This window comes from Flavobacterium sp. (genome assembly GCF_039595935.1).
Taxonomy (GTDB): domain Bacteria; phylum Bacteroidota; class Bacteroidia; order Flavobacteriales; family Flavobacteriaceae; genus Flavobacterium.
Window position 1 is genome coordinate 615,666 of the sequence record NZ_JBCNKR010000004.1, and the last position, 21,544, is coordinate 637,209.

Consider the following 21,544-nt stretch of genomic DNA (forward strand, 5'->3'; position numbering starts at 1 on the left):
ACTCGCAAACTTGAAACCTAAAACTTGAAACAAACTTTATTTTATTGAAGTTCTCCAACGAAAGTCACTACTGATCTTGCTGGAATCTCAAGATTATCTATTTTCTGAACATTATTTCTTTTTAAGTTTGAATTTTCAGAAGTTACGTAAGGCGTCAATTCATTGTTTTTTAACGTTCCTTTTGATAATTGGAATTTGTATTTTTGAGCAGATTTTCCGCAGTTTACGGCTACTACAATTAGTTTTTTATTTTGGACATCTTTGTAAGCTGTCAGCATTACGTCGTTTGCTGCGTCTTGTTCATTTTGGTTTGGAATATCAATTCTCTGCATTCCGGGACGAACAAAAAGGGAATAATTCCCTAAAGCCCAAAGCAGTTTTGAATCGTGAAATTCTCCGTCGTTTCTAACATAATTAGGTTCAGTTCCGCCGTTACTTTTTCCGTCATCCAAATAAATTAAACCGTCTTTGTAATCGACTCTGGTTATAGATGTCCACCATTGCCATGAAGCGGCGTTGGCAACTGCAATATCGTTGTGAATTAAACGTGCAACGAATAAAGCAGTCTGCATTCCTAAATCTCTTCCGCCGCCAGAACCGCCCGGAATTTCTGTTTCTCCCGGATTTTCTAAAATACAGTATTCAGACTGCCAGTATTTCAATCCCGGATTTTGCTTGATGCTTGCTGCTATTAATTTTCGGCTTAAAACCTGTTTGTCGATTGGCCATGTCGTAAAGTAACTGTGACCCAAAATGACATTTTTTACATTTGGAAGTTTAGAAATATTCGTTTTTGTTTTTCCAAAGAAATAATCGATTTGATTGTCTCGGTTTTCGGCATTAACATTTTCATATAAATAGTTGATTTGTCCAGCTTCTGCAATTACAATTTCTGTACTCATTTTATTGGCTTTGAGCTTTTCCGAAAGTGATTTTGTTAAAGCATAGATTTCGTCGTTTGTTGCTGGCGTTCCTTCCTGACTGTTTGTAGTTCCGTTATTTGACATCCATTCCCATTGCGGCTCGTTTATCGGACTTACATAATCGAATTTGATTCCTTCTTTTTGCTCCAATCCCTGAATACTTTGAACTAAGAAATCGGCAAATTTTGGAATTGCACCATCTTTTAGATTCAGTTTATTCTTTTGAGAGGCAAAAGATAATCCGTTGTTTGTCATATAAACCGGCGGACTATTTGTAAAAATCAGGAACTTTTCAACTCCTCTTTTCTTTGCGGCTTGTAAAAACCATCTTTGCCCTTCTTGTTTGGAAAAATCGTAAGTTCCATCGGCATTCAAAAAACATTCACTTCTTCTCCATTCGTCAGAAACTTTACTGTTTTCGCCTTGTTCTGCACTTCCTGCGCCAAGATTAAATCTCCAGATCGAAAGTCCAATTCCTTTTGGATTTCCTTCAGCATCGATTTCTTTACTGAAAAGTAAATCGGCAATGGCATTCTTTTTTTGCTCTGGCCAATTTTTCCCCACGAACTGAGTTCTCCAGGCATCTGAACCTCCAAAACCGTCCATGGTTTGTACTACATTATCTGTGCTGATGGTAACGGTTCGCTGTGCAAATGACAGCGAACTTGTTATCAATAAAAGCGAGATATATATTTTTCTCATTTTTTAATTCTTATTTTTTTCACAATGTTTGTCATTCCGACGGAGGAGGAATCTTCGTAAGTAACTCCGTAATCTAAATCAACAATCTTTGTCGAGCTACTTGCGAAGATCCCTCGTTCCTCGGGATGACAAGAATGTGGTTAATCTTATTCGTTTGTGCCGCTTTGAGCTTACTAACTTTGTCAAAGTTTAAAACTTTGACAAAGTTTGCGCGTAGTCAATCTCAGGTTTCAAAAACCTTAGCATCTTAGCAACTCAGTCTCTCAGTCTCTCAGAACCTTTACTTATAAGTTCCAATGTATGTGACGATTGCCCTTGCCGGAATCTCAAATCCCGCCGCATCAACCACAGTTCCTTTTTTCAGACTCAAAGTTTCAGAAGTTGTATAAGGTGTTAATTTACCATCAACTAAAGCTCCTCCACCAAGATTTAATTTGTAGGCTTTCGCCGATTTGCTGATGTTAACTGCAACTACTACTAGTTTTTTATTTGCTGCATCTTTATATGCGGTTACCATTACATCATTCACGGAAGTGGCATTATCTACACTCGGAATTTGCACTCTTACCATTCCGGGTTTTACGAAAAATGAAAAGTTTCCTAATGCCCAAAGTGTTTTTGAATCTCTGATATAACCATCGTTTTTACAATAATCAGCATTTCCTGCTCCATTGCTGGCACCATCGTCTACGTGAATTAATCCGTCTTTGTAATCGCCTCGGCTAATCGCTGTCCACCATTGCCATGAAGTAACTCCGCCAACTGCAATATCTGTATTGATGATTCTTGCTGTCCAAAGTGCCAAAGACATTCCTAAATCTCTTCCTGAACCTGCTCCACCTGGTAATTCTGCAGTTCCCGGACTTTCTAAAACACAATATTCTGATGACCAAAGACTGATATTTCCTGCTCCCTGAATTCTCGAAGCTGCTAATTGTCTTGACGAAACCATTTCGTTTAACGGCCATGCCTGCCAGTAACTGTGTGCCGAAATAGTTTTCTTTACGTTGCTTAATCCACTGATTTTTTTAGCTGAATTAGCTCCAAAGAAATAATCAACCTGATTGGATCTGCTTTCTTTTCCTGAAACGGTTTTATAAAGCGGTTCGTAAGCTCCTGCTTCTCCAACCACAATCTGTGCTTCTAATCCTTTTGACTGCAGTTTTGGAGATAATGTATTTACAAAACTGTAAATGTTGGCATTCGTAGCCGGAGAACCTTCCTGACTTGTACCGTCCCATTCGTATTGCGGTTCGTTAAACGGACTTACATAATCGATTGTTAAACCGTGTTCTGTTTTTAATTTGTCTAAAGAGTTTACCCAGAAATCAGCCAGATCAGGCATTTTTCCATCTTTTAAATTGTAAAATTCTTTTATGGTGGCGTGTGCTTTTCCGTTTTGAGTTAAATAAACCGGAGCACTGTTGGCAAAAGCTAATAATTTTTCAACTCCGCGTTCTTTGGCTGCTTTCATAAACCAAACCTGTCCGGCTTGTTTGTTCATGTTATAATTTACACCATCAGTTGTAAAACATTCTGTACGTCTCCATTCGTCGGTAATATCGCTGGCATCACCTTGTTCTGCACTTCCTGCTCCAAGATTAAAACGCCATAACGATAATCCAATTCCTTTGGGGTTTCCGTCGGCATCAACCTCTTTACTGAATAATAAATCGGCTATTTTGTTTCTTTTATCCGAAGGCCAGTTTTTCCCGATAAAATTACACTGCCACGCATCCGAAGCTCCAAAGCTTTCCATTGTTTGAAGATTGGCATCCAGATTAATTTTTAATTCCGCAACTGCAGCTTCTGAATTTGAATTTCCATTATTTTCAGAATCGCAGCTAACCAAAAAAGTGTTAGCGAAAAGCAAGCCTGCACACAGCAGACTTATTTTATTTTGTGTTTTAAACTTCATCTTAATAACCAGGATTTTGTTTGATTAAACCGTTGCTTAAGTCGATTTCTAATTGCGGAATTGGCCACAATAAATGTTTCGCCGGATCAAAATTGATTCCTTTATCCTGAGATTCTCTTGTATTTGTAGTTTCATACTCGTCTGTAGAGTTCAGGTTGTATTGAACAAAAGTTCCGTTTGGTCCCATTAAAGATTCGATTACCGGTCTTCCTGTTGTTGGGTCTTTTTCACGACGAATATCGAATAAACGTAATCCTTCGAAAGCCAATTCTAAACGACGCTCTTTGTAGATTTGTCTTAAAAGAGTCGGTCCCGAAATTCCTGTTTTTGGAGTTAATTGTACACGTGCTCTGATGATATTGATGTCTGACAAAGCATCGCCTCCTATGTGATAATTGGCTTCTGCTCTGGTTAAATACATTTCTGCCAGACGAATTAACGGAATGTTTAATGGCAAGTGTCCGTCTTTTTTGTCTAATGCACGACGCGTTGCAATTGGAATATAATATTTGCGACAGATACGTCCTGATTTATTATCATTTAAACTGAATTTGTGTGTTGGGTTTAAAACCTCATCTCCATAAGCGGCTTCTCCCCATTTTGTGATGGTGCTTTTACGGCGAATTTCATCATTTTCAGATAAATAAGCGTTTTCTAAATCGCTTGTTGGCATACACCATCCCCAGCCGTCTAACACATCTCCGGCATCATTACTTGGAAAATTTTTCTTGTCTTCGCCTCTTGCTCCTGCTAAAGTTGGCAATGCTGATCCTAAACTTTTATCTTGTACAGATGATGACTGCGCTTCTAGAATTGATTCTACACCATTGTGATTGTTTACATTCCAGATGTTTAAGAAATTGGCTTCCAGCTGAAAAGGACCTTCTGTAATAACTTTATTGGCATACGTTTTAGCTTCTGCCCATTTTTCCTGAAATAAACTTACACGAGCTAATAAAGCATATGCGGCCCATTTGTTTATTCTTCCATCTCTTTTTACCGGAGCATTTTCCAATTTTGCTGCAGCGTCTTTTAAGTCGGCTTCTATTTGTGCATACACATCTGCAGCCGAACTGCGCTCTAAAGTTAAATCGCCTGTTCCTAATGATTTTGTGTATAACGGAACTCCTCCAAAAAGGTTTACCAATTCGTAATAACAGTATGCGCGAACAAACAATGATTCTCCCATATATTGATCTCTCTGCGCATTGGTAATTGGCGAATTTGCCATTTTTTCTAATCCAATATTAGCTGATTGGATCGTGTAAAAATGCGCTGTATAAATACTGTTCATATCGCCCATATTATCCGGCGTAATGATGTATTGTGAACAGGGTCTGTGAGCGCCGCTGTCCTGACCTGTATTTCCCATCCATGCATCATCCGTAGACATTTCGTTGGTAACTCTCGGTGCTGTTAATGTCCACCAGTCTTTTGCTAATAACAAGCGCTGCGTTAATTCATTAGCATAATTTTCGCATTCCTGAGCAGTTTGAAAATAGTTTTCTAAAGTCTGCGTTCCTCTTTCTTCTTTTTCAATAAAATCACTGCATGAAATTGACAGCATTGAAAAAGCTATTATAGATACTAGTATTTTTTTCATGATCGTTTTTATTAAAATGCAACATTAAGACCCATCAGAATAGTTGGCTGTACCGGATAATTCCATCCTCCAAAACCTGATCCTAAAACTCCTCCTCCTACTTCAGGATCAACTCCTGTGTATTTTGTCCATGTCCATATATTCTGTCCTGACAATGACAATCTTAATTTGTCTAAACCGAATTTGTTATAGATCGAATATCCTAACTGTAAGTTTTTCAAACGTACAAACGAGCCGTCTTCGATGTATAATGAAGAGAATTTGGTAAAGTTCTCGTTGTTGTCGTCTTTTGATAAACGAGGTACATAATTGGAAGTTCCTTCTCCGTGCCAAGCCATTTGATCTAATCCGTTTACTTTATTAGTCAAACTTGCTCCGTTGTATAAATCTGAAATATTTTGGTTTACCAGATCATTCCCAACACTTGAATAGAAATTCGCAACTAAATCAAATCCTTTGTAAGCAAAGTTTAAGTTTAAACCAATATTGTAATCTGCCCAAGGAGAACCAATTTTTGTTCTGTCTTTGTCATCCAGTTTTCCGTCTCCGTTTATGTCTTTAAAACGAACATCTCCAAGTTTTGCATACGGCTGTAATTTTGTTCCGTGTTCGTCTGTGTGAGAGTTTAATTCGGTTTGATTTTGGAATAAACCATCAGCAACATATCCGTAGAAATAACCCGGTTCTTCGCCTTTAACAGTTAATGTTCTGTTGCTTGAACCATATAGTTTTTCTCCCTCTGCAGACAGCGAAAGCATCTTAACATTTACGGTTGTAAAAGTCACATCGACACCATATGAGAAATCTCCTTTTTTATCTTTATAAGAAACTAGTAAATCGATACCATTTGATTTCATTGAACCTACGTTTGTCCACATGGTAGAATATCCCGGAAAACCACTGTAGGTTGGAAACTGCTTTAGGAATAACATATCTTTTGTTTTCTTTTCGTAGTATTCTAACGATCCGGAAAGTTTGTTTTTCCATAATCCGAAATCAAGACCAAAACTGATATCTTCAACTGTTTCCCATTTTATATCTTTATTCGCCATTGATGATGGATAAGAAGTATCTACCACTTTTCCGTCAACAATATAATAACCCTGACCAATATTTGACTGATAAACAGCACTTGGTAAATTTTGGTTTCCTACTTTACCCCATCCGGCTCTAAATCTTAAATCGCTTAAAACATCTTTGGTTTTATCCATAAATCCTTCATTTAAAATTCTCCATGAAACGGATGCCGAAGGGAAATTGGCCCATTTATTATTGGTCATAAATTTTGAAGAACCATCACGTCTAAATGTTCCGGTGAAATAATATTTTCCGTCGTAGTTATAAGACAAACGTGAAATATAAGACATCAATGAACTTGACCAGCTGTTACCGCCGCTGTTTCTGTTTTTGGTTGCAGCGTTTAATTCTCTCATCGATTCTGAGTTATTCGGAACTCCTTCTCCATAACCCCAAACATCGTTTCCGTTGTATTCTTCCATTGTATTACCAATCATTAAAGAGGCGTTGTGTTTTCCTCCAAATGTTCTGGTATAAGTTGCCGTATTCTGCCAAGTCCAGTCTACATTGTTTGTTGCTCTTCTTTCAATGGTATTAATTTCTGCTTTTTCATGTGCAGCGTCGATTACGAAATCCGGTGTAAATTTGCTCCAGATTTTGTCTCCAACCTCTACAGAAGCCTGTGTACGAATTACTAAACCTTTTATGGGTTCGTACTGTAAATATCCGTTTGTGTTTAAATTATATTGATCTGTATAATCATCATAACGTTTTACGGCTGCAACAGGATTCCATATATACGATGGTGAACGTGCATAAATACTGTATTCGTTTTCTAATCCTGTTAACTGATCGGCAGGTTTGTAAATTGGTGTTATTGGATCGATTTTATCAAAATCTGCCCAGTTACCCGGAGCTCCCCATGTTTCATAACGTGGGTTTAAAGTGATTCCGGCAGAGAATTTATCTGTGAATTTAAAATCATTGGCAATTCTCATCGTAACTCTTTCCCAGCCGCCAATGCCGTACATTGACTCCGAATTATAATAATTTAAACTTACGGCATAAGTATGTTTTTCTGAACCTCCTACTGCGCCAAAAGAAGCGTTTGTAACAGGCGTTCCTTTTCTGATTCCGGCATTCCACCAGTCTGTTGTTTTTCCTCTGTATTGAGAAGGATTTGGCAGATAATCTGAATAACCAGAATTGTTATAAGCCTTATTCATAATCGTTGCATAACCTTCGGCATCAGCCATATTATAAGGGTTATTCATGATCTGCATACCAGAACTTAAGTCAAAATTGAATCTTGTTTTTCCCACTTTTCCTTTTTTAGTCGTAATCAAAATAACTCCGTTTGATGCACGTGAACCATAGATCGCACTTGCTGATGCATCTTTTAAAACTTCCATCGATTCAATTTCATTATTGCTTAGGAAATTGATGCTGGTTCCCATCGGAATTCCGTCAACCACATAAAGCGGATCTGTACTTAAGTTTACTGTAGATATTCCACGAATTAAAACTCTTGGCTGCGCGCCCGGTCCTCCTGCTCCTACAACCTGAACTCCCGAAACTTTTCCCTGTAAAGATTCCGTTACGTTACCAACCGTCATAGTTTGCAGTTCTTTTCCTTTTATTGAAGAAATCGAACTCGTTACATCGCTCTTTTTTACAGCGGCATAACCTACAACTACAATTTCATCTAATGCCTGACTTGATTCCTGAAGTACAATGTTGATTTCTGTTTTGTCTCCAATCGATACTAATTGCGTTGTAAATCCAACGAATGAAAATTCAAGCTGCGCATTTTTTCCCGGAACACTGATTATATAATTTCCGTCAAAATCTGTCGCTGAAGATGTTGAAGTTCCTTTTACAATTACGTTTACTCCCGGAATTGGCACATTGCCTTTATCTTTAACGGTTCCTTTTATTTTTATTTGTCCAAATGATACAGCAGTGCACAAAAGGGCAATAAAAAAACCTATATATTTTAATTTCATATTAAGATGTTTTATTTATTAATGTTATAAAAGCCTGATAACAAATTATTTCTTTGTTATAAAAACTCTCTCTAACTCTGTATCCAGAACTACTTTGTAAACTCCGGCTGCTGCAGGATATTTGGCATTTCCGTTTTCTCCCGGCGACATGGTACAAATACCATTTTTAATCAATCTCCAAGACGGACTCCACCATTGCCCGGTAAAAGTCGCTTCCATAGTTCCTGTTAAAGTGTATTCTCCCACTAATTGATAAGGGTTGTTTGGATTATTTGCCAAATGCAATCCTGTTTGAACCCAAGCGGTCCATGTATCCCAATCTGCACCCTGAATTCCGCCGCCGCAAACGCTTACGAAAGGTTTTCTTAAAGCTTCGTCATCATGCCATAATCCATTGGCAATATCTGCCCAGACTTTACTTGTTGGCGTGTATTTTGCAGCAGTATATTTTAAAGTATTCGGATTTACTTTTATAATGTAATATCCTTTTGTTGGCAGAATAATTGGTGCTGAAGTAACATCATCCACTAATTCTCCTGAAGTATTTAATCCGAAACAATGTGGGGCAAAGTCTGATTCCTGACCTAAGAAATACACTTCTTTATTGTCTGAATCTGCGTAATATTTGAATTCGAAATCCTGTCCGTTTTTCTCATGGAAATACATCGGAACTCCCACTGCATCTGTCGTAAGGTTTGTACCTTTTGGCTGATCGCATAAATAAATAGCCGGATATTCATTTGTTGCAACAATATTTACGTTTAAAGTTCCTGTATTCGGAATTGCAAATTTATCTTTTGCCGTAATTGTTAATACATAATCTGCAGCAGTTACTGGCAGCGTATACGTTTTATTGAAAGTATACGATTGTGGAGAACCGGTTAACTGAACGGTTTCGTCAATGCCAAGCGCATCACATTTTATCTGAACATAATCGATTCCTGAGTCGTCATTTACTACAAAATTTACAGGCATTTCGTTGCTTGTTGAAAGCAGGATTACAGCTCCTTCTTTTGGAGAAACCATCGTTATAGAAGGCGCAGCAAATTCTCCGTCTAAACGTAAATTGATTTCTTCTTCTACTTCATTTCCTGAAACGTCTGTAATGATCAGTTTAATTTTAAAAGCTTCAGAAGTTCCTCTGTCTGCCGGAACTTCGAAGAAATAACTTAAATCGTATGATTTTAAAAGCGGATCGGCTGCAAATGAAATTACTTTATCCAGAGATAGTTCAGGAATTTGAATCTCGACACTTTTTAATCCTAAATCATCGGCCAAAGCGGCTTTAATTTCAAATTTTCTACTTGGTGCACCATAAATTTCTTTTGTGGATATCACTACCGTAGGATCATCAGAACTCGGAAAGTCTGATTCGTTATTTTGACATCCGGTAAAAAGAATGGCAAAAAGGGCAAGAAAAAATAAAAATATATTTTTTTTCATTTTCTTAAAGTTTAAGGTTAGGTTTAGTTAGTTGTCTTTTTTAAAAACGTAAAGTCGGTTTAAAATGTGTAGGTTATTCTTTGAGGTTTTATTATCTGCTTTTGTGGCCAAACAGATTGCAAATGGTTATCTGGTTATTTTCATGTTAAGTTGAGTTTGGTTAATGGTTAGTATATTTTTTCTCTTTTTTTCTTTCCTCTTTCCTCTTTATTCTATCATCTTTCTTCTTAATAAGTCTTTCTCTTTGTTATGTTACCCGCAGTTTTGACGCTGCGGGTATGATAAGTTATACTGTAAAACCAACTCTTACTTTGATGTTTAAAAAAGGCTCAATTTTTTAAACGGATAAAAACTTATCGAAACAAACACTTATTTTATGAGATAGCAATGTGACTAACTTCATTACTATAACTGCAAAGAAATGTTTAAATAACACTTTAAAGGAGGGGTAAAATGGAAAAAAAAGGAGGGTAAAATTGTAATTAACCAATATTAGCAGTTAAAAATTACGAACTACAAAAAAATACCTACATATTTTTAAACATTACATAATTATTATTTTTAACCACTTTTACAACTCAAACGTTTGAATTTATATAATGAAAAAGCTGTATCTGTTACAAAAGAGTAACGATAGTGAATAGAAATAAACATTTGGCGTATAATTTATTTGATAATATTAAGATCTGAGTTAAAGGAACTCTTGTATTTTTTAATGTATTCTGATGGCGTCATTCCAAAAAGTTTTACAAACTGCTGTCTGAAATATTTTGGGTCTTCAAAACCAACTTCGGCACTTGCCTGCGCAATATTCATTTCTTCTGTGAGCATTAACATGGCTGCTCTTCTAATTCGTAAAGAACGAATAAAAGCATTTAAAGTCTGCCCCGAAATGATCTTGATTTTGGTATAAAGCGTTCTGTGGCTCATTCCCATTTCGAGCGCAAAAGTTCTAATCGTAAAATCTTTTTTATGAATATTGGCTTCTACAATGTCAATACACTTTTTGAGCATTTGCTGATATTCTACAGGAACTTTCTGTGTATTTTCTTTTAGCGTAATGCTGTCTAAGAAGTAAGTTCTCAGATTGCTTCGGTTTCGCAATAACGACTCAACACGCGCTTTAAGAATATCGTCATCAAACGGTTTTGTAATATAATCATCGGCTCCGTCATTGATTCCCTGCAGATGAGTTTCAGGATTTTTTGACGCTGTTAGCAAAATCACCGGAATATGAGACAAATCATTGCTTTCTTTTATTCTTCGGCACAATTCTAAACCGTCCATCTCTTCCATTGTAATATCACTTATTACAAGATCCGGCATATGTTTTTTAGTCATTTTTAGACCTTCTTCTCCATTTTCGGCACTATAAACGACATAATTATCAGAAAATAATTTTATCAGATACGCTCTGATTTCGGCATTATCATCAATAATTAAAACCGTGCGTTTTTCGGTAAGCATTATTTTTTGGAAATCACTTTCTGAAACTACAGTATTGGCAGATGCATTATTTTCTTCAGCATCATCAATTATAAGTTCATCAAATAACTGACTTCTTTTTGGAGCTTCGTTTGTAATTTCAATATTTTCAAAATGAGAGTTTCCTTTAAGGAAAGTCAGCTTAAATTTACTTCCTTTTCCAATTTCACTTTCGCAGCTAACTTTTCCTTTGTGTTTATCTACAAAATATTTCACAATAAAAAGCCCGATTCCAAAACCGGTTCCGATAGATACTTTTGAATTGATTTGTTTGAATTTTTCAAAAATAACTTCAATATCTTTTTTCTCGATTCCGTCACCGCTGTCTGAAATTTCAAGGAAAACTTCCTCTTTATTTTCTGTTACAGTGAGATTTATTTCTCCTCCAATTGGGGTGTATTTAAAGGCATTTGACATTAAATTGAAAAGCGAAATCTCAATTTTTTCATAATCGCCAATAATTATAATTTCGTTTTCCGGAATTGTAAAATGGTAATGGATATTTTTATCTTTTGCCTGATTTACAAAACATTGATAAACTTCATTACAAAGATTATTTACATTAATTGGAGACAATCGCAGAGAATCGGCATCATTCTCTGCTTTTCTAAAAAGAAGTAATTGATCTACCAAACTCAAAAGTCTTCTGGCATTTCTATGTGCAATGGCCAAATCACTTCCCGAAGAGCCATTTTCTACGTTTTCTTTCTGAACTGCTTTCTTCAATGGGTTTATAATCAGCGAAAGCGGCGTTCTAAACTCATGCGAAATATAAGTAAACATCGACGATTGTTTTTCGGCAATTTCTTTTTCTTTCTTGCTCTCGAGCTCGGCAATTTTGACTTTATATTTTAATTTTTCTTTGTTTTTCTGATAATCCAAATACACAAATAAAAGTCCGGCAATTGCCAAAACATACAAAGAATACGCCCACCAGGTTCTGTACCAAGGCGGTAAAACTTCTATAGAAACGAGACTTACTTCTTTATTCCATCCGCCTTTAAAATTGGTTGTTTTAACTTTAAAAGTATATTTCCCTTCCGGAAGTCTTGAATAATTTGCTTTTCGAGCCTGACCCACATAATTCCATTGTTCGTCCCAGCCTTCCAAAAAATAAGCATAATTGATCTTGTCAGCGCTGTTATAATCAATCGCAACAAATTCTATTGACAATGTGGTTTGATCGTAATCCAGTTCGATTTCATTCTTTTCATCAGAATTGGTGGTTACTTCAACCTGACTTTCTTCAATGGGTTGATTGTTTACATAAAAATCAGTCAGTAAAACATTGTTCTGTTGATTAAAACCTTTTATGGCTTCCGGAAAAAAGATATTAAAACCGTTTATTCCGCCAAAAAGAAATTCTCCGGTCGACAATTTTATTCCGGCATTAAAACTAAACTGATTGCTTTGAAGTCCGTCGTTTACAGAAAAATTTCGAAAAGTTTTTCTTTTTTTATCAAATCGACAGACACCGTTGTAGGTACTCATCCAGAGATTTCCTTCTTTATCCTCCAATAATCGTAAAATAGTATTTGACGGAAGTCCGTCATCTGTTGTGAGTCTTTTAAATGTATTTGTTTTTCTGTCAAACAAAAGCAAACCGCCTTCCTGAGTTCCGAGCCAGAGATTTTTGTCTTTGTCTTCGTGAATACATCGAATTGGATTTCCGATAGACGTTTTGGTAATTTTGTGTGCATTTTTTTCAATAGAAAACAAATCAGTATAATTTCCTCCCCAAAGTTTTCCGTCACTGGTTTCTGTAAAAGACTGAAGATTATTTACCGATTTATCAAAAATGACAAAATTATTCTGAACCCGATCAAACAGATATAACGAACCTTCGTTTGTAGCACTTGCCCAGATATTGGCTTTTGAATCTTTGTAAACCAGCCAAATGTTTTTTTCGACTTGTTTTGTATACGGATTGTAACATGAAAACTGTGTTACGGAATTATTCTTTTTATTGATTCGGTTTACGCCTCCAGCCCAGGTCGAAAGCCAGATGTCGTTATTATTATCACGAACAATTCCGGTAATAAAACTGCTTGAAAGCGAATTTGTATAGTTTATATACGTATTGTTTCTTCTGTCCCAATATTTCAATCCTGCTCCATCTGTACCAATCCAAAGATTCTTTTTTTCGTCTTCGCAGAAGGACAAAATAAAGTTATCAGCCGGATCTTTTGCATTGTATTTTATGCTTTTAAAATATTTTGGTGTATCGCTGAGCATACTGATTCCGCCGCGAAGAGAACCAAACCATTTATTACCAGATTTGTCTTCGTACAAACTCCAAACCGAATTACTTTTGGCCAGCTGATCTTTTTTAATACTATTGTTGGGAATATTTTTTTTGATTTGAAAAATGCCGCAGCCATCGGTTGTAATCCATATTTCGCCTTTTTTATCTGTGAGAATATCGGTTACACTGCATTTACTAGACAAATAATTCTTTGAAAGCGCTCCGGTTTTGGTATTAAACAGAAAAAGTCCTTCATCTGTTCCAAACCAAAGATTGCCATCTAAAGCTAATTTCATCGCTTTTACGCCTATCGAAAGCGGAAAAATAACTTTCAGTTTTTTTGATTTATAATTGTAATCGCAAAGCCCTACATTTCGAATATAAACCCAGCTTCCTGATTTATTTTTGTTTTCCTGAATGGCAATCGCATCGTAGTTGTTGACATTTATTTGATTTGCTAAAACGGTTAACGGAATGGGGTTTCCTGTAAATGAACCATTTTCAAAAGCTACTAATCCTAAGTTTTGAGAAGCTATTAAAAAAAGTTTATCAGAAACAGGGCGCATCTGATGTATAATGTCTTTTAAAGTCTGAGTTTTTTTATTTGAAGAAATATATTCTGCCGAATGAAATGTTGCTGAAGTTTTGTTGTAAATGCAAACGCCATTTGTGCCGCCAACCCAGATATTTTTTCTGGAATCGCCTTCGATATTATAAATTGTATTAAAAGGAAGTGATTTTGGATCGTTAATTCGGTTTCTAAAAACTTTGAAATTGTATCCGTCATAACGGTTTAATCCGTCATACGTTCCAAACCACATGAAACCTTCGCTGTCCTGAAATATTGTGGTTACGGAATTGTTAGACAATCCGTCAGATATATCCAAAAACTTAACGGGATAATCTTGTGAATATCCTGAAAATGCAAAGCTTATTAACAGCAGATATAGAAAAAAATGCTTCAAAGTGTAATTTTTAATATTCTTGTAAAAAATACAATTATAAACTAATTTGACAGCATTTTACAAAAATGGCATTATAAAAATCACATTTATTCGACGGATTATAAGATTTTATCGATGAGCAACATTTTTAATAAAGTTATACCTATAATATTTCGTCAAAATGATAAACGCTGAGTTTATTTTCTTTGTCTAAGCATTAATTCCTCAATTTTAGCTTGAGAAATTTCTGGATTTGCTCCCGGCGAACCTGCAACTAAAGCGCCCATTGCACAGGCAAAATCTAAAGCTTTTTGGGGTTCATTTCCAGTAAGTAGAGAGGTTATCAATCCTGCTAAAAAAGAGTCTCCTGCTCCTACCGTATCGGCCACAACAATTGGATAACCTTTATTCTCATAGAATTGATTGTTCCAGAACAAAAGCGCTCCGTCTTTTCCGCGGGTTACGCACATTGCTTCAACCTTTGTTAATTCTGCAATGTAGTTTATGTTTTCTTCGAGTGTTGTAAACGGAGATTTTAAAGCTTTGGCTATTTCTAAAATTTCTTCATCATTAAATTTTACAAAATTGGCTTCATTCATTAACTCTACCAAAATTTCATACGTATAATGAGGCTTTCTTAAATTGACATCAAAAACTTTATAAACATTGGTTTGCAAGAGTTCTTGAAGTGTTTTTCTCGAAACTTCATCTCTGCAGACTAAACTTCCGTAAATTAAAACATCGGCTTCATTTACAAGTGTTTTAGCCATATCGTTTATTTCAATTTTGTCCCAGGCAGATGGATATTTTATTTCATAAGTGGCAGAACCGGTTTTATCTAAAATTACATTTACTAATCCGGTTGGGAAATCTTCTGTAATTTGTATAGCCGCAGTTTCGAGTCCGAGGTTTTTAACGGTTTCTATTATGATTTTTCCGTTTTCATCATTTCCTACACTGCTTATCATGGCAGAATCGCAGCCGAGCGATTTCATTCTTAGAGCAACATTTAGCGGTGCACCTCCTATCTTTTTTTTGTTGGTAAAAACATCCCACAGCACTTCTCCGTAAGCTATCGCTTTGAGTTTTTTTTCGTTATTCATTCCTAAATTTTGTTTTTGTTAATCCTGAAACATAAAGTTAGACTTTTAATTAAATTAAAACTGACCTAGAAATTGATTATTGTATAATATCTTTTGTAATGATTCAAATACTCCTAACGGAGTATTCGATATGTGTTGATTTTTTTTTCTACCGACGATATACTCCTAGCGGCGTATTTCTGCTATCGTTTGATTCTTTTTCTACCGATATTAAACCCCTAACGGGGTATGCTTAACTGAGAATGCTATTGTTTTTTCTACCGATATAAAACTCCTAACGGAGTTAATCTGTAATGTCTTATTTATTTCAATAGAATATCTCGGAGAGATTAAATATCGGTAGCATTTCAATCTCACCTCGAAAATTTGTCCCGTAGGGACTATACATTTAATCCAATAAAAACACAATCAATCCTCTCGCCCCATGCGCTCCTAAAACCAATGACTGCTCAATATCGGCCGTTTTGGAAGGTCCGGCAATAAAAGTTCCGAAACCATATTCTTGTTTTCCTATTCTTTCATAAGCTTGCTGCATGGTACGAATGATATCATTTTTATGAACAATTATCGCTAAATATTGCGCTATAAAAGGCGCAACTCTTTGTCCTAAAATATCATCTGTTACCCAAAGAGCGCTGTTTTCTGCAACTCCAAAATGTGCTTTTACAACCGTTAATTCAACATCCTGAAGTGAATGCGGATCATCATTATTCCAGTCTAAAGAAGCTATCTCTGAAAGCTCTGGCAGCATTGTAATGATTCTCTTTTTAAGATTATAATGCGCTTTTATATAGTTGATGATTTCCTGATAATTTGAAACTTCTACAGGATCGCCTCCAATTCCTTTTAAAACTGTTTTATAAGTTTCAAGTATATCAAAATCTTCTGAACCTAAAATACTTAAATCAGGTAATTCAGTAACTAAATCGGGCTGATTTTGTTTTATTCTTTTTAAAATTTCAGCTTTACTGCTCATTGTATTTTGCTTTAGATTCTCTCGAATTTTTCTTATACCATTCTCTAAAAGATTCTTCAGGAACATCAGGCATTTCGCGCTGGTCGTACCACTTATTCAATTTATTATTGACCATTCCCGGAACATTTTTCATTACAAATCTTCCTGATTTTCCGGCAATATTAAAAATCGTTGGGTTGGCTAAAACCGTTGCCATCGTTTTCATTGCAATTGTTTTTGCTTTTGGCGTATAACCGTCTTTTACCAAAACCTGACGCCATTTGTACAATTGATCGTGAATATCAATTTTTACCGGACAAACGTTGGTACAGGAACCGCAGAGTGTACTGGCAAAAGGCAGATCGACATTTTTGCTCATATCTAAGTTTGGCGCCAAAATAGAACCAATTGGTCCCGCAACCGCATTGTGGTAACTGTGTCCACCGCTGCGTCTGTACACTGGACAAGTATTCATACACGCACCGCAGCGAATGCATTTTAAAGAATTTCTAAAATCTTCTCTTCCTAATTGTTTACTTCTGCCGTTGTCGACAATTACGATGTGAAGTTCTTTTCCGTCTCTAGGTTTTTTAAAATGACTTGAAAAAGTGGTTATCGGTTGTCCTGTTGCACTTCTGGCCAATAATCTCAGGAAAACGCCTAAATGTTTGCGCTGTGGAATTAATTTTTCAAATCCCATACAGGCGATATGAACATCGGCTAAATGTGCGCCCATATCCGCATTTCCTTCATTTGTACAAACTACAAATTCTCCCGTTTCTGCAACAGCAAAATTAACTCCGGTTAAAGCTACTTTTCTGGTTAAGAATGTATTTCTTAAACTATGACGCGCCGATTCGGTTAAATACTGCGGATTAAAATTTCCTTTTTCTGTACCCAAATGTTCGTGAAAAGTTTCGCTTACATCTTCTTTTTTAAGGTGAATGGCGGGTAAAACAATATGACTTGGCGGTTCTTTACGAAGCTGGACAATATATTCTCCTAAATCTGAATCGATTACTTCAATTCCTTTTTCGGCTAAATAATCGTTTAAATGACATTCTTCTGTAAGCATTGATTTGGATTTCACCATTTGCTTTACATCATGCTTGGCCATGATCGAATGTACTATTTCGTTGTGTTCTTTTGCATCGGCCGCCCAGTGTACAATGATTCCGTTTCTTTGGGCATTGGCTTCGAATTCAACTAAATAATCGTGAATATTAGACAGTACGTTGGCTTTAATTTTTGAAGCTGTTTCACGCAATAATTCCCAATCCTTAATTTGATGTGCCGATTTATCACGCTTTGCACGCACAAACCAAAGTGTTTCATCGTGCCAGTTGACACGCTCTACATCTTTGTTGAATTTTGCTGCGGCTTCGCTATGCTGTATTATTTTTTCTGATGACATCTGTAAAAATTGTTTTTACCATTAAGGCATTAAGTAAATTAAGCTAAACTTTATAACCTTAATTTCTTTATGGTTAAAAGAAAATTAAGCTTACTTTAAAATCACTTAAATCTCTTATTGTTTACCATTAAATATTTCACACTAAACTTAATTTACTTAATATCTTAATGGTATAAAAAAATTAATTTTCGAGTGAATTTAATATTTCAGCAATATGAATAGTTTTTATTCGGCTTTTTTGTCTTTTTAGAATTCCATCTAAATGCATTAAACACGACATATCGCCGCCTGTAATATAATCTACATCATTGCTTTCGTGATCTTTAATTCGGTCTTGTCCCATTTTTACAGAAACGGCTTCTTCGGTAACACAAAATGTTCCTCCAAAACCACAGCATTCATCTTTTCTGGTTAAAGCAACTAAATCTAATCCTTTTATGCTATGAAGCAATTGTTCCGGTTTGGAGAAAAATGGTGCATTCAGTTCCGACATCTGCGAAAGATGTAATCCGCGTTGTCCGTGGCAGCTTACGTGCATTCCGACTTTAAAAGGGAAGCTTCCGTCTATGTGATCTATTTTTAAAATATCAGTTATAAATTCTGTTAATTCAAAAACGGTATTTCTAATTTTTGTCGCTGCTTCTTCATTTTTTTCATCATGCAAATGATCTTTTACATGTAAAACGCAGCTTCCGGAAGGGCAGACAATATAATCGAATCCGGAAAAATTAGCTATAAAATTGGCATCACATCCTTTTGTTAAATGTGCATAACCGCTGTTTGCCATTGGCTGACCGCAGCAGGTTTGTCCCATCGGAAAATGAACTTCACAGCCTAATTTCTGCAAGAGTTCGTATGTCGCAATACCTACTTTTGGGTAAAACTGATCGACATAACATGGTATAAATAGTCCGACTTTCATTTTTTATTATTTATTTTTAGCCCGCAGATCTGGCAGATTAAACAGATTTTTATTTAGTATTGCACATTTTTATCTGCACAATCTGCCAAATCTGCGAGAAACAAAAATCCATTTTTAATTTTTAATTCTCAATTTTTAATTGTTCTAATGTTTATAAAATTTCAAATCAATCAAATCATTCTGAATTGGTTTTGGATTCCAGTTTTGATGAATTGCCAATGCAGCTCCCAAAGCACTTGCCTGCGCCATTGATGCGGCATAAACTTCAACATCCGGAAAAGCTTCGGCTAATAAATTCATATAAATTGAATTTTTACTGAAACCTCCGTCTACAAAAATTTTCTTGACAGGGCTGTTATGAATGACTAATTTAGTTGAAAATACCTGTTGTTCTACCAAATCTAACATTAATTGATGATAAGCGATTTCGTAATTTTTGAAAGTTGAAAGGTCTCTTTTTTGAAAAGGACATTCTTTCAGAATATCAAAATTATATTTTTTGGGATAAATAATCTGAAAATTCAACGCTCTCAAATTAGACACTATATTCTTGTCAAAATAAACATCTTTGTAAGTATCAACCGGAACATTAAAATGCTCTGCTAAACGTTTGGTTTGTACTTCGTGTTCGTTTCCGGCAAAAAGTCTTGCTGCTTTTACAGGTTTTTCTGTGTATTGTAAATAACACAAACAATCGTGCTGCAATTCTTCAAAAGTCAACGGTTTATTATTGAACGGATTTAAGGAAATACTCCAGGTTCCTGTTGATAATAAAACGAAAGGTTCGGTGAAGTTTATAGTATACGGAATTATCGCCGATGAACTATCGTGAAGTCCTGCTCCTACTGCCAGACCATCTTTAGTTTTTATAACATCTTTTCCGTAATAAAACGGCGGAATTTTACCTGAAATACCTTCGCTTTTCAGCCATTTATGGTATTTCATTTTTTTGAAATTCCAAAGATTGGTATGACAGCCAACGCTTGTAATATCTGTGTAAGCTTCATTCGTTAAAAGAAAACTCAAAAACTGAGGCAGATGTAAACAGTATTTTACCTTTTCAAATAAGTCTGGTTTTTCTTCTTTTAAACGGTAAATCTGCATTCCTGAATTCAGGCTTCCCAAAACCGGAGAAGCTGTTTTTACGGCAAATGCTTCTTTGCCTTTGTATTTATTATAAAAGTCATTTTTTAAATCCTCCGGATAATCTTTTAAATAATTATACAGAGGAGTTAAAACTTTTCCTTCTTTATCAATGTAGACAAAACTCGCACCATATGTGCTGAAATTGATGGCTTTTAAAACATAATTGGTTAATGTTTTTATTTCTGCTAAACGCTCAAAAATCCAGTTTTTAAGCAATTCTATATCTTCGCAGGGAAAACCGTCTTCGTCGACAGTTTCGTCAAAATTGACTGATTTCTCCCAAACGATTCGATAGTTTTCATCAAATAAAAAAACCTTTTTGTTTGTTTTACCAATATCAAAAATTGCAACTACATTCATTTTTTTAATTGTAAATTGTGAATTATCAATTGTTAATTGATAATTATAATCCTGTTGCCAATGTTTTTAATCCTCTTTCTCCAATAAGATTTTTTCTAACAGAAAGGCTTCTGTATAATTCTACCGGATTTAAAGCTGCTCCTGAACGCAAACGAGCTTCGGCAACTAATGCGCGAACGTCTGTACGGAAAGCGTTTTGAAGAATTTCTTGTGCTTTTACTACGTCATTTTCTTCTTGTGCTTTTTCTAAAGCTTTTCTGTCTACAGAAAGTGCTTGTGCGTAAGCAATCATAATGGCTTCAACAGATTGTAATAAATCTTCTAACGGATCTTTGATGTTATGCGAAGCGTCGATCATCCAGCCTAAATCTTTGGCGTGATTCATTCCTCTTGCGTCCATTCCTTCAACTAATTCATTGAAAATCAAAAATAATTGATATGGTTTTAAAGCTCCGGCAGTTAAATCGTCGTCACCGTATTTTGAATCGTTAAAGTGAAATCCGCCTAGTTTGTTTTCCATTAATAATAAAGAAACAATCTGCTCGATATTAGCATTTGGTAAATGATGTCCTAAATCGACTAAAGTCTGTGCTTTGTCTCCTAATTTTTTAACATAAGAATACGATTGACCCCAATCTGCCACTGTTGTAGAATAAAAGTTGGGTTCGGCACATTTGTATTCTAAAAATAATTTCCAGTTTGATGGTAATGCATCGTAGATTTCTTCTAAACTTTCTAAGGTATTTTGGTATGCTTTACGGAAGTTTAATTGTCCCGGAAAGTTAGAACCATCAGCAAGCCAAACGGTTAATGACTCTGATCCTAATTCGATTCCGTGTTTTATAACTTCTATATTGTGAGCGATTGCTTGTTTGCGAACTGCTTTATTTACGTTTTGTAATGAACCGTATTTGTATGTATGCTCTGCATTGGCCTGATCCTGAAATGTATTCGAGTTCATGGCATCAAACTTTAAATTGTGCTGTGCGGCAAGTGCTTTGATTGCTTTATAATCTTGTGGAATATCCCACGGAATATGAAGCGAAATAGCTCCTGAAGCATTATTTAATTTGTGAAGCAAACCAACATCTTCGATTTTTTCTTCAATTGAACGAGGTTCTCCGCCTCCGGCAAAACGTCCAAATCTTGTTCCTCCTGTTCCTAATGCCCAAGATGGAATTGCGATTTGAAAATCGATTAGTTTTTGGATAATCGATTCTGTATTATCTATTTCTGATGCTGTAAAAATCAGCTTATTTTGATGCTTTTTTAATAATCCCTCGTTATGAGATTCAATATTATTTGATCCGATTATCATAATCCTTATATTTTAATAGAGTCTACAAGATATGTAAATT

General features: G+C 35.6%; 12 protein-coding genes. All 12 read right to left on the minus strand.

Translation table 11 applies throughout. The annotated features are described in order from the left end of the window. Window positions 1-41: 41 nt before the first annotated feature. Window positions 42-1,625: a glycoside hydrolase gene (locus ABDW27_RS02780; RefSeq protein ID WP_343694533.1), complete on the minus strand. Its 1,584-nt coding sequence runs from the start codon at window positions 1,623-1,625 to the stop codon at window positions 42-44. 280 nt (window positions 1,626-1,905) lie between these two features. Next, on the minus strand, window positions 1,906-3,543 hold the full coding sequence (locus tag ABDW27_RS02785) for a glycoside hydrolase (protein WP_343694534.1): 1,638 nt from the start codon (window positions 3,541-3,543) through the stop codon (window positions 1,906-1,908). Window position 3,544: 1 nt separating this feature from the next. Beyond that, entirely contained in the window at window positions 3,545-5,146 is a 1,602-nt protein-coding gene (locus ABDW27_RS02790; protein ID WP_343694535.1) for a RagB/SusD family nutrient uptake outer membrane protein, read from the minus strand. Between the two features lie 11 nt (window positions 5,147-5,157). Continuing rightward, on the minus strand, window positions 5,158-8,169 hold the full coding sequence (locus ABDW27_RS02795; protein WP_343694536.1) for a TonB-dependent receptor: 3,012 nt from the start codon (window positions 8,167-8,169) through the stop codon (window positions 5,158-5,160). Window positions 8,170-8,214: 45 nt separating this feature from the next. Beyond that, window positions 8,215-9,612: a hypothetical protein gene (locus ABDW27_RS02800; protein ID WP_343694537.1), complete on the minus strand. Its 1,398-nt coding sequence runs from the start codon at window positions 9,610-9,612 to the stop codon at window positions 8,215-8,217. Between the two features lie 666 nt (window positions 9,613-10,278). Continuing rightward, window positions 10,279-14,307, minus strand: a complete 4,029-nt coding sequence (locus ABDW27_RS02805) for a two-component regulator propeller domain-containing protein (RefSeq protein ID WP_343694538.1) — start codon at window positions 14,305-14,307, stop codon at window positions 10,279-10,281. Window positions 14,308-14,483: 176 nt separating this feature from the next. Further along, on the minus strand, window positions 14,484-15,389 hold the full coding sequence (locus ABDW27_RS02810; RefSeq protein WP_343694539.1) for a carbohydrate kinase: 906 nt from the start codon (window positions 15,387-15,389) through the stop codon (window positions 14,484-14,486). A gap of 388 nt (window positions 15,390-15,777) precedes the next feature. Then, a complete protein-coding gene (locus tag ABDW27_RS02815; RefSeq protein WP_343694540.1) occupies window positions 15,778-16,365 on the minus strand; it encodes an LUD domain-containing protein in 588 nt (195 codons plus the stop codon). Continuing rightward, window positions 16,355-17,758, minus strand: a complete 1,404-nt coding sequence (locus ABDW27_RS02820) for a lactate utilization protein B (protein WP_343694541.1) — start codon at window positions 17,756-17,758, stop codon at window positions 16,355-16,357. The genes ABDW27_RS02815 and ABDW27_RS02820 overlap by 11 nt, the downstream gene beginning before the upstream one ends. A gap of 181 nt (window positions 17,759-17,939) precedes the next feature. Next, the gene (locus ABDW27_RS02825) at window positions 17,940-18,680 is read right to left on the minus strand and encodes a (Fe-S)-binding protein (RefSeq protein ID WP_343694542.1); all 741 of its coding nucleotides are present in this window, start codon (window positions 18,678-18,680) and stop codon (window positions 17,940-17,942) included. 144 nt (window positions 18,681-18,824) lie between these two features. Then, window positions 18,825-20,186 (minus strand): FGGY-family carbohydrate kinase, encoded by a 1,362-nt coding sequence (locus ABDW27_RS02830; RefSeq protein ID WP_343694543.1) that lies wholly within the window; start codon window positions 20,184-20,186, stop codon window positions 18,825-18,827. A 43-nt stretch (window positions 20,187-20,229) separates the two neighbouring features. After that, on the minus strand, window positions 20,230-21,504 hold the full coding sequence (locus tag ABDW27_RS02835; protein WP_343694544.1) for a TIM barrel protein: 1,275 nt from the start codon (window positions 21,502-21,504) through the stop codon (window positions 20,230-20,232). Window positions 21,505-21,544: the final 40 nt, after the last annotated feature.

Bases quoted from the DNA above. Each gene is read 5' to 3' on its own strand.
- ABDW27_RS02780 (WP_343694533.1), bottom strand. From the start codon at position 1,625: ATGAGAAAAATATATATCTCGCTTTTATTGATAACAAGTTCGCTGTCA.
- ABDW27_RS02785 (WP_343694534.1), bottom strand. From the start codon at position 3,543: ATGAAGTTTAAAACACAAAATAAAATAAGTCTGCTGTGTGCAGGCTTG.
- ABDW27_RS02790 (WP_343694535.1), bottom strand. From the start codon at position 5,146: ATGAAAAAAATACTAGTATCTATAATAGCTTTTTCAATGCTGTCAATT.
- ABDW27_RS02795 (WP_343694536.1), bottom strand. From the start codon at position 8,169: ATGAAATTAAAATATATAGGTTTTTTTATTGCCCTTTTGTGCACTGCT.
- ABDW27_RS02800 (WP_343694537.1), bottom strand. From the start codon at position 9,612: ATGAAAAAAAATATATTTTTATTTTTTCTTGCCCTTTTTGCCATTCTT.
- ABDW27_RS02810 (WP_343694539.1), bottom strand. From the start codon at position 15,389: ATGAATAACGAAAAAAAACTCAAAGCGATAGCTTACGGAGAAGTGCTG.
- ABDW27_RS02815 (WP_343694540.1), bottom strand. From the start codon at position 16,365: ATGAGCAGTAAAGCTGAAATTTTAAAAAGAATAAAACAAAATCAGCCC.
- ABDW27_RS02820 (WP_343694541.1), bottom strand. From the start codon at position 17,758: ATGTCATCAGAAAAAATAATACAGCATAGCGAAGCCGCAGCAAAATTC.
- ABDW27_RS02825 (WP_343694542.1), bottom strand. From the start codon at position 18,680: ATGAAAGTCGGACTATTTATACCATGTTATGTCGATCAGTTTTACCCA.
- ABDW27_RS02830 (WP_343694543.1), bottom strand. From the start codon at position 20,186: ATGAATGTAGTTGCAATTTTTGATATTGGTAAAACAAACAAAAAGGTT.
- ABDW27_RS02835 (WP_343694544.1), bottom strand. From the start codon at position 21,504: ATGATAATCGGATCAAATAATATTGAATCTCATAACGAGGGATTATTA.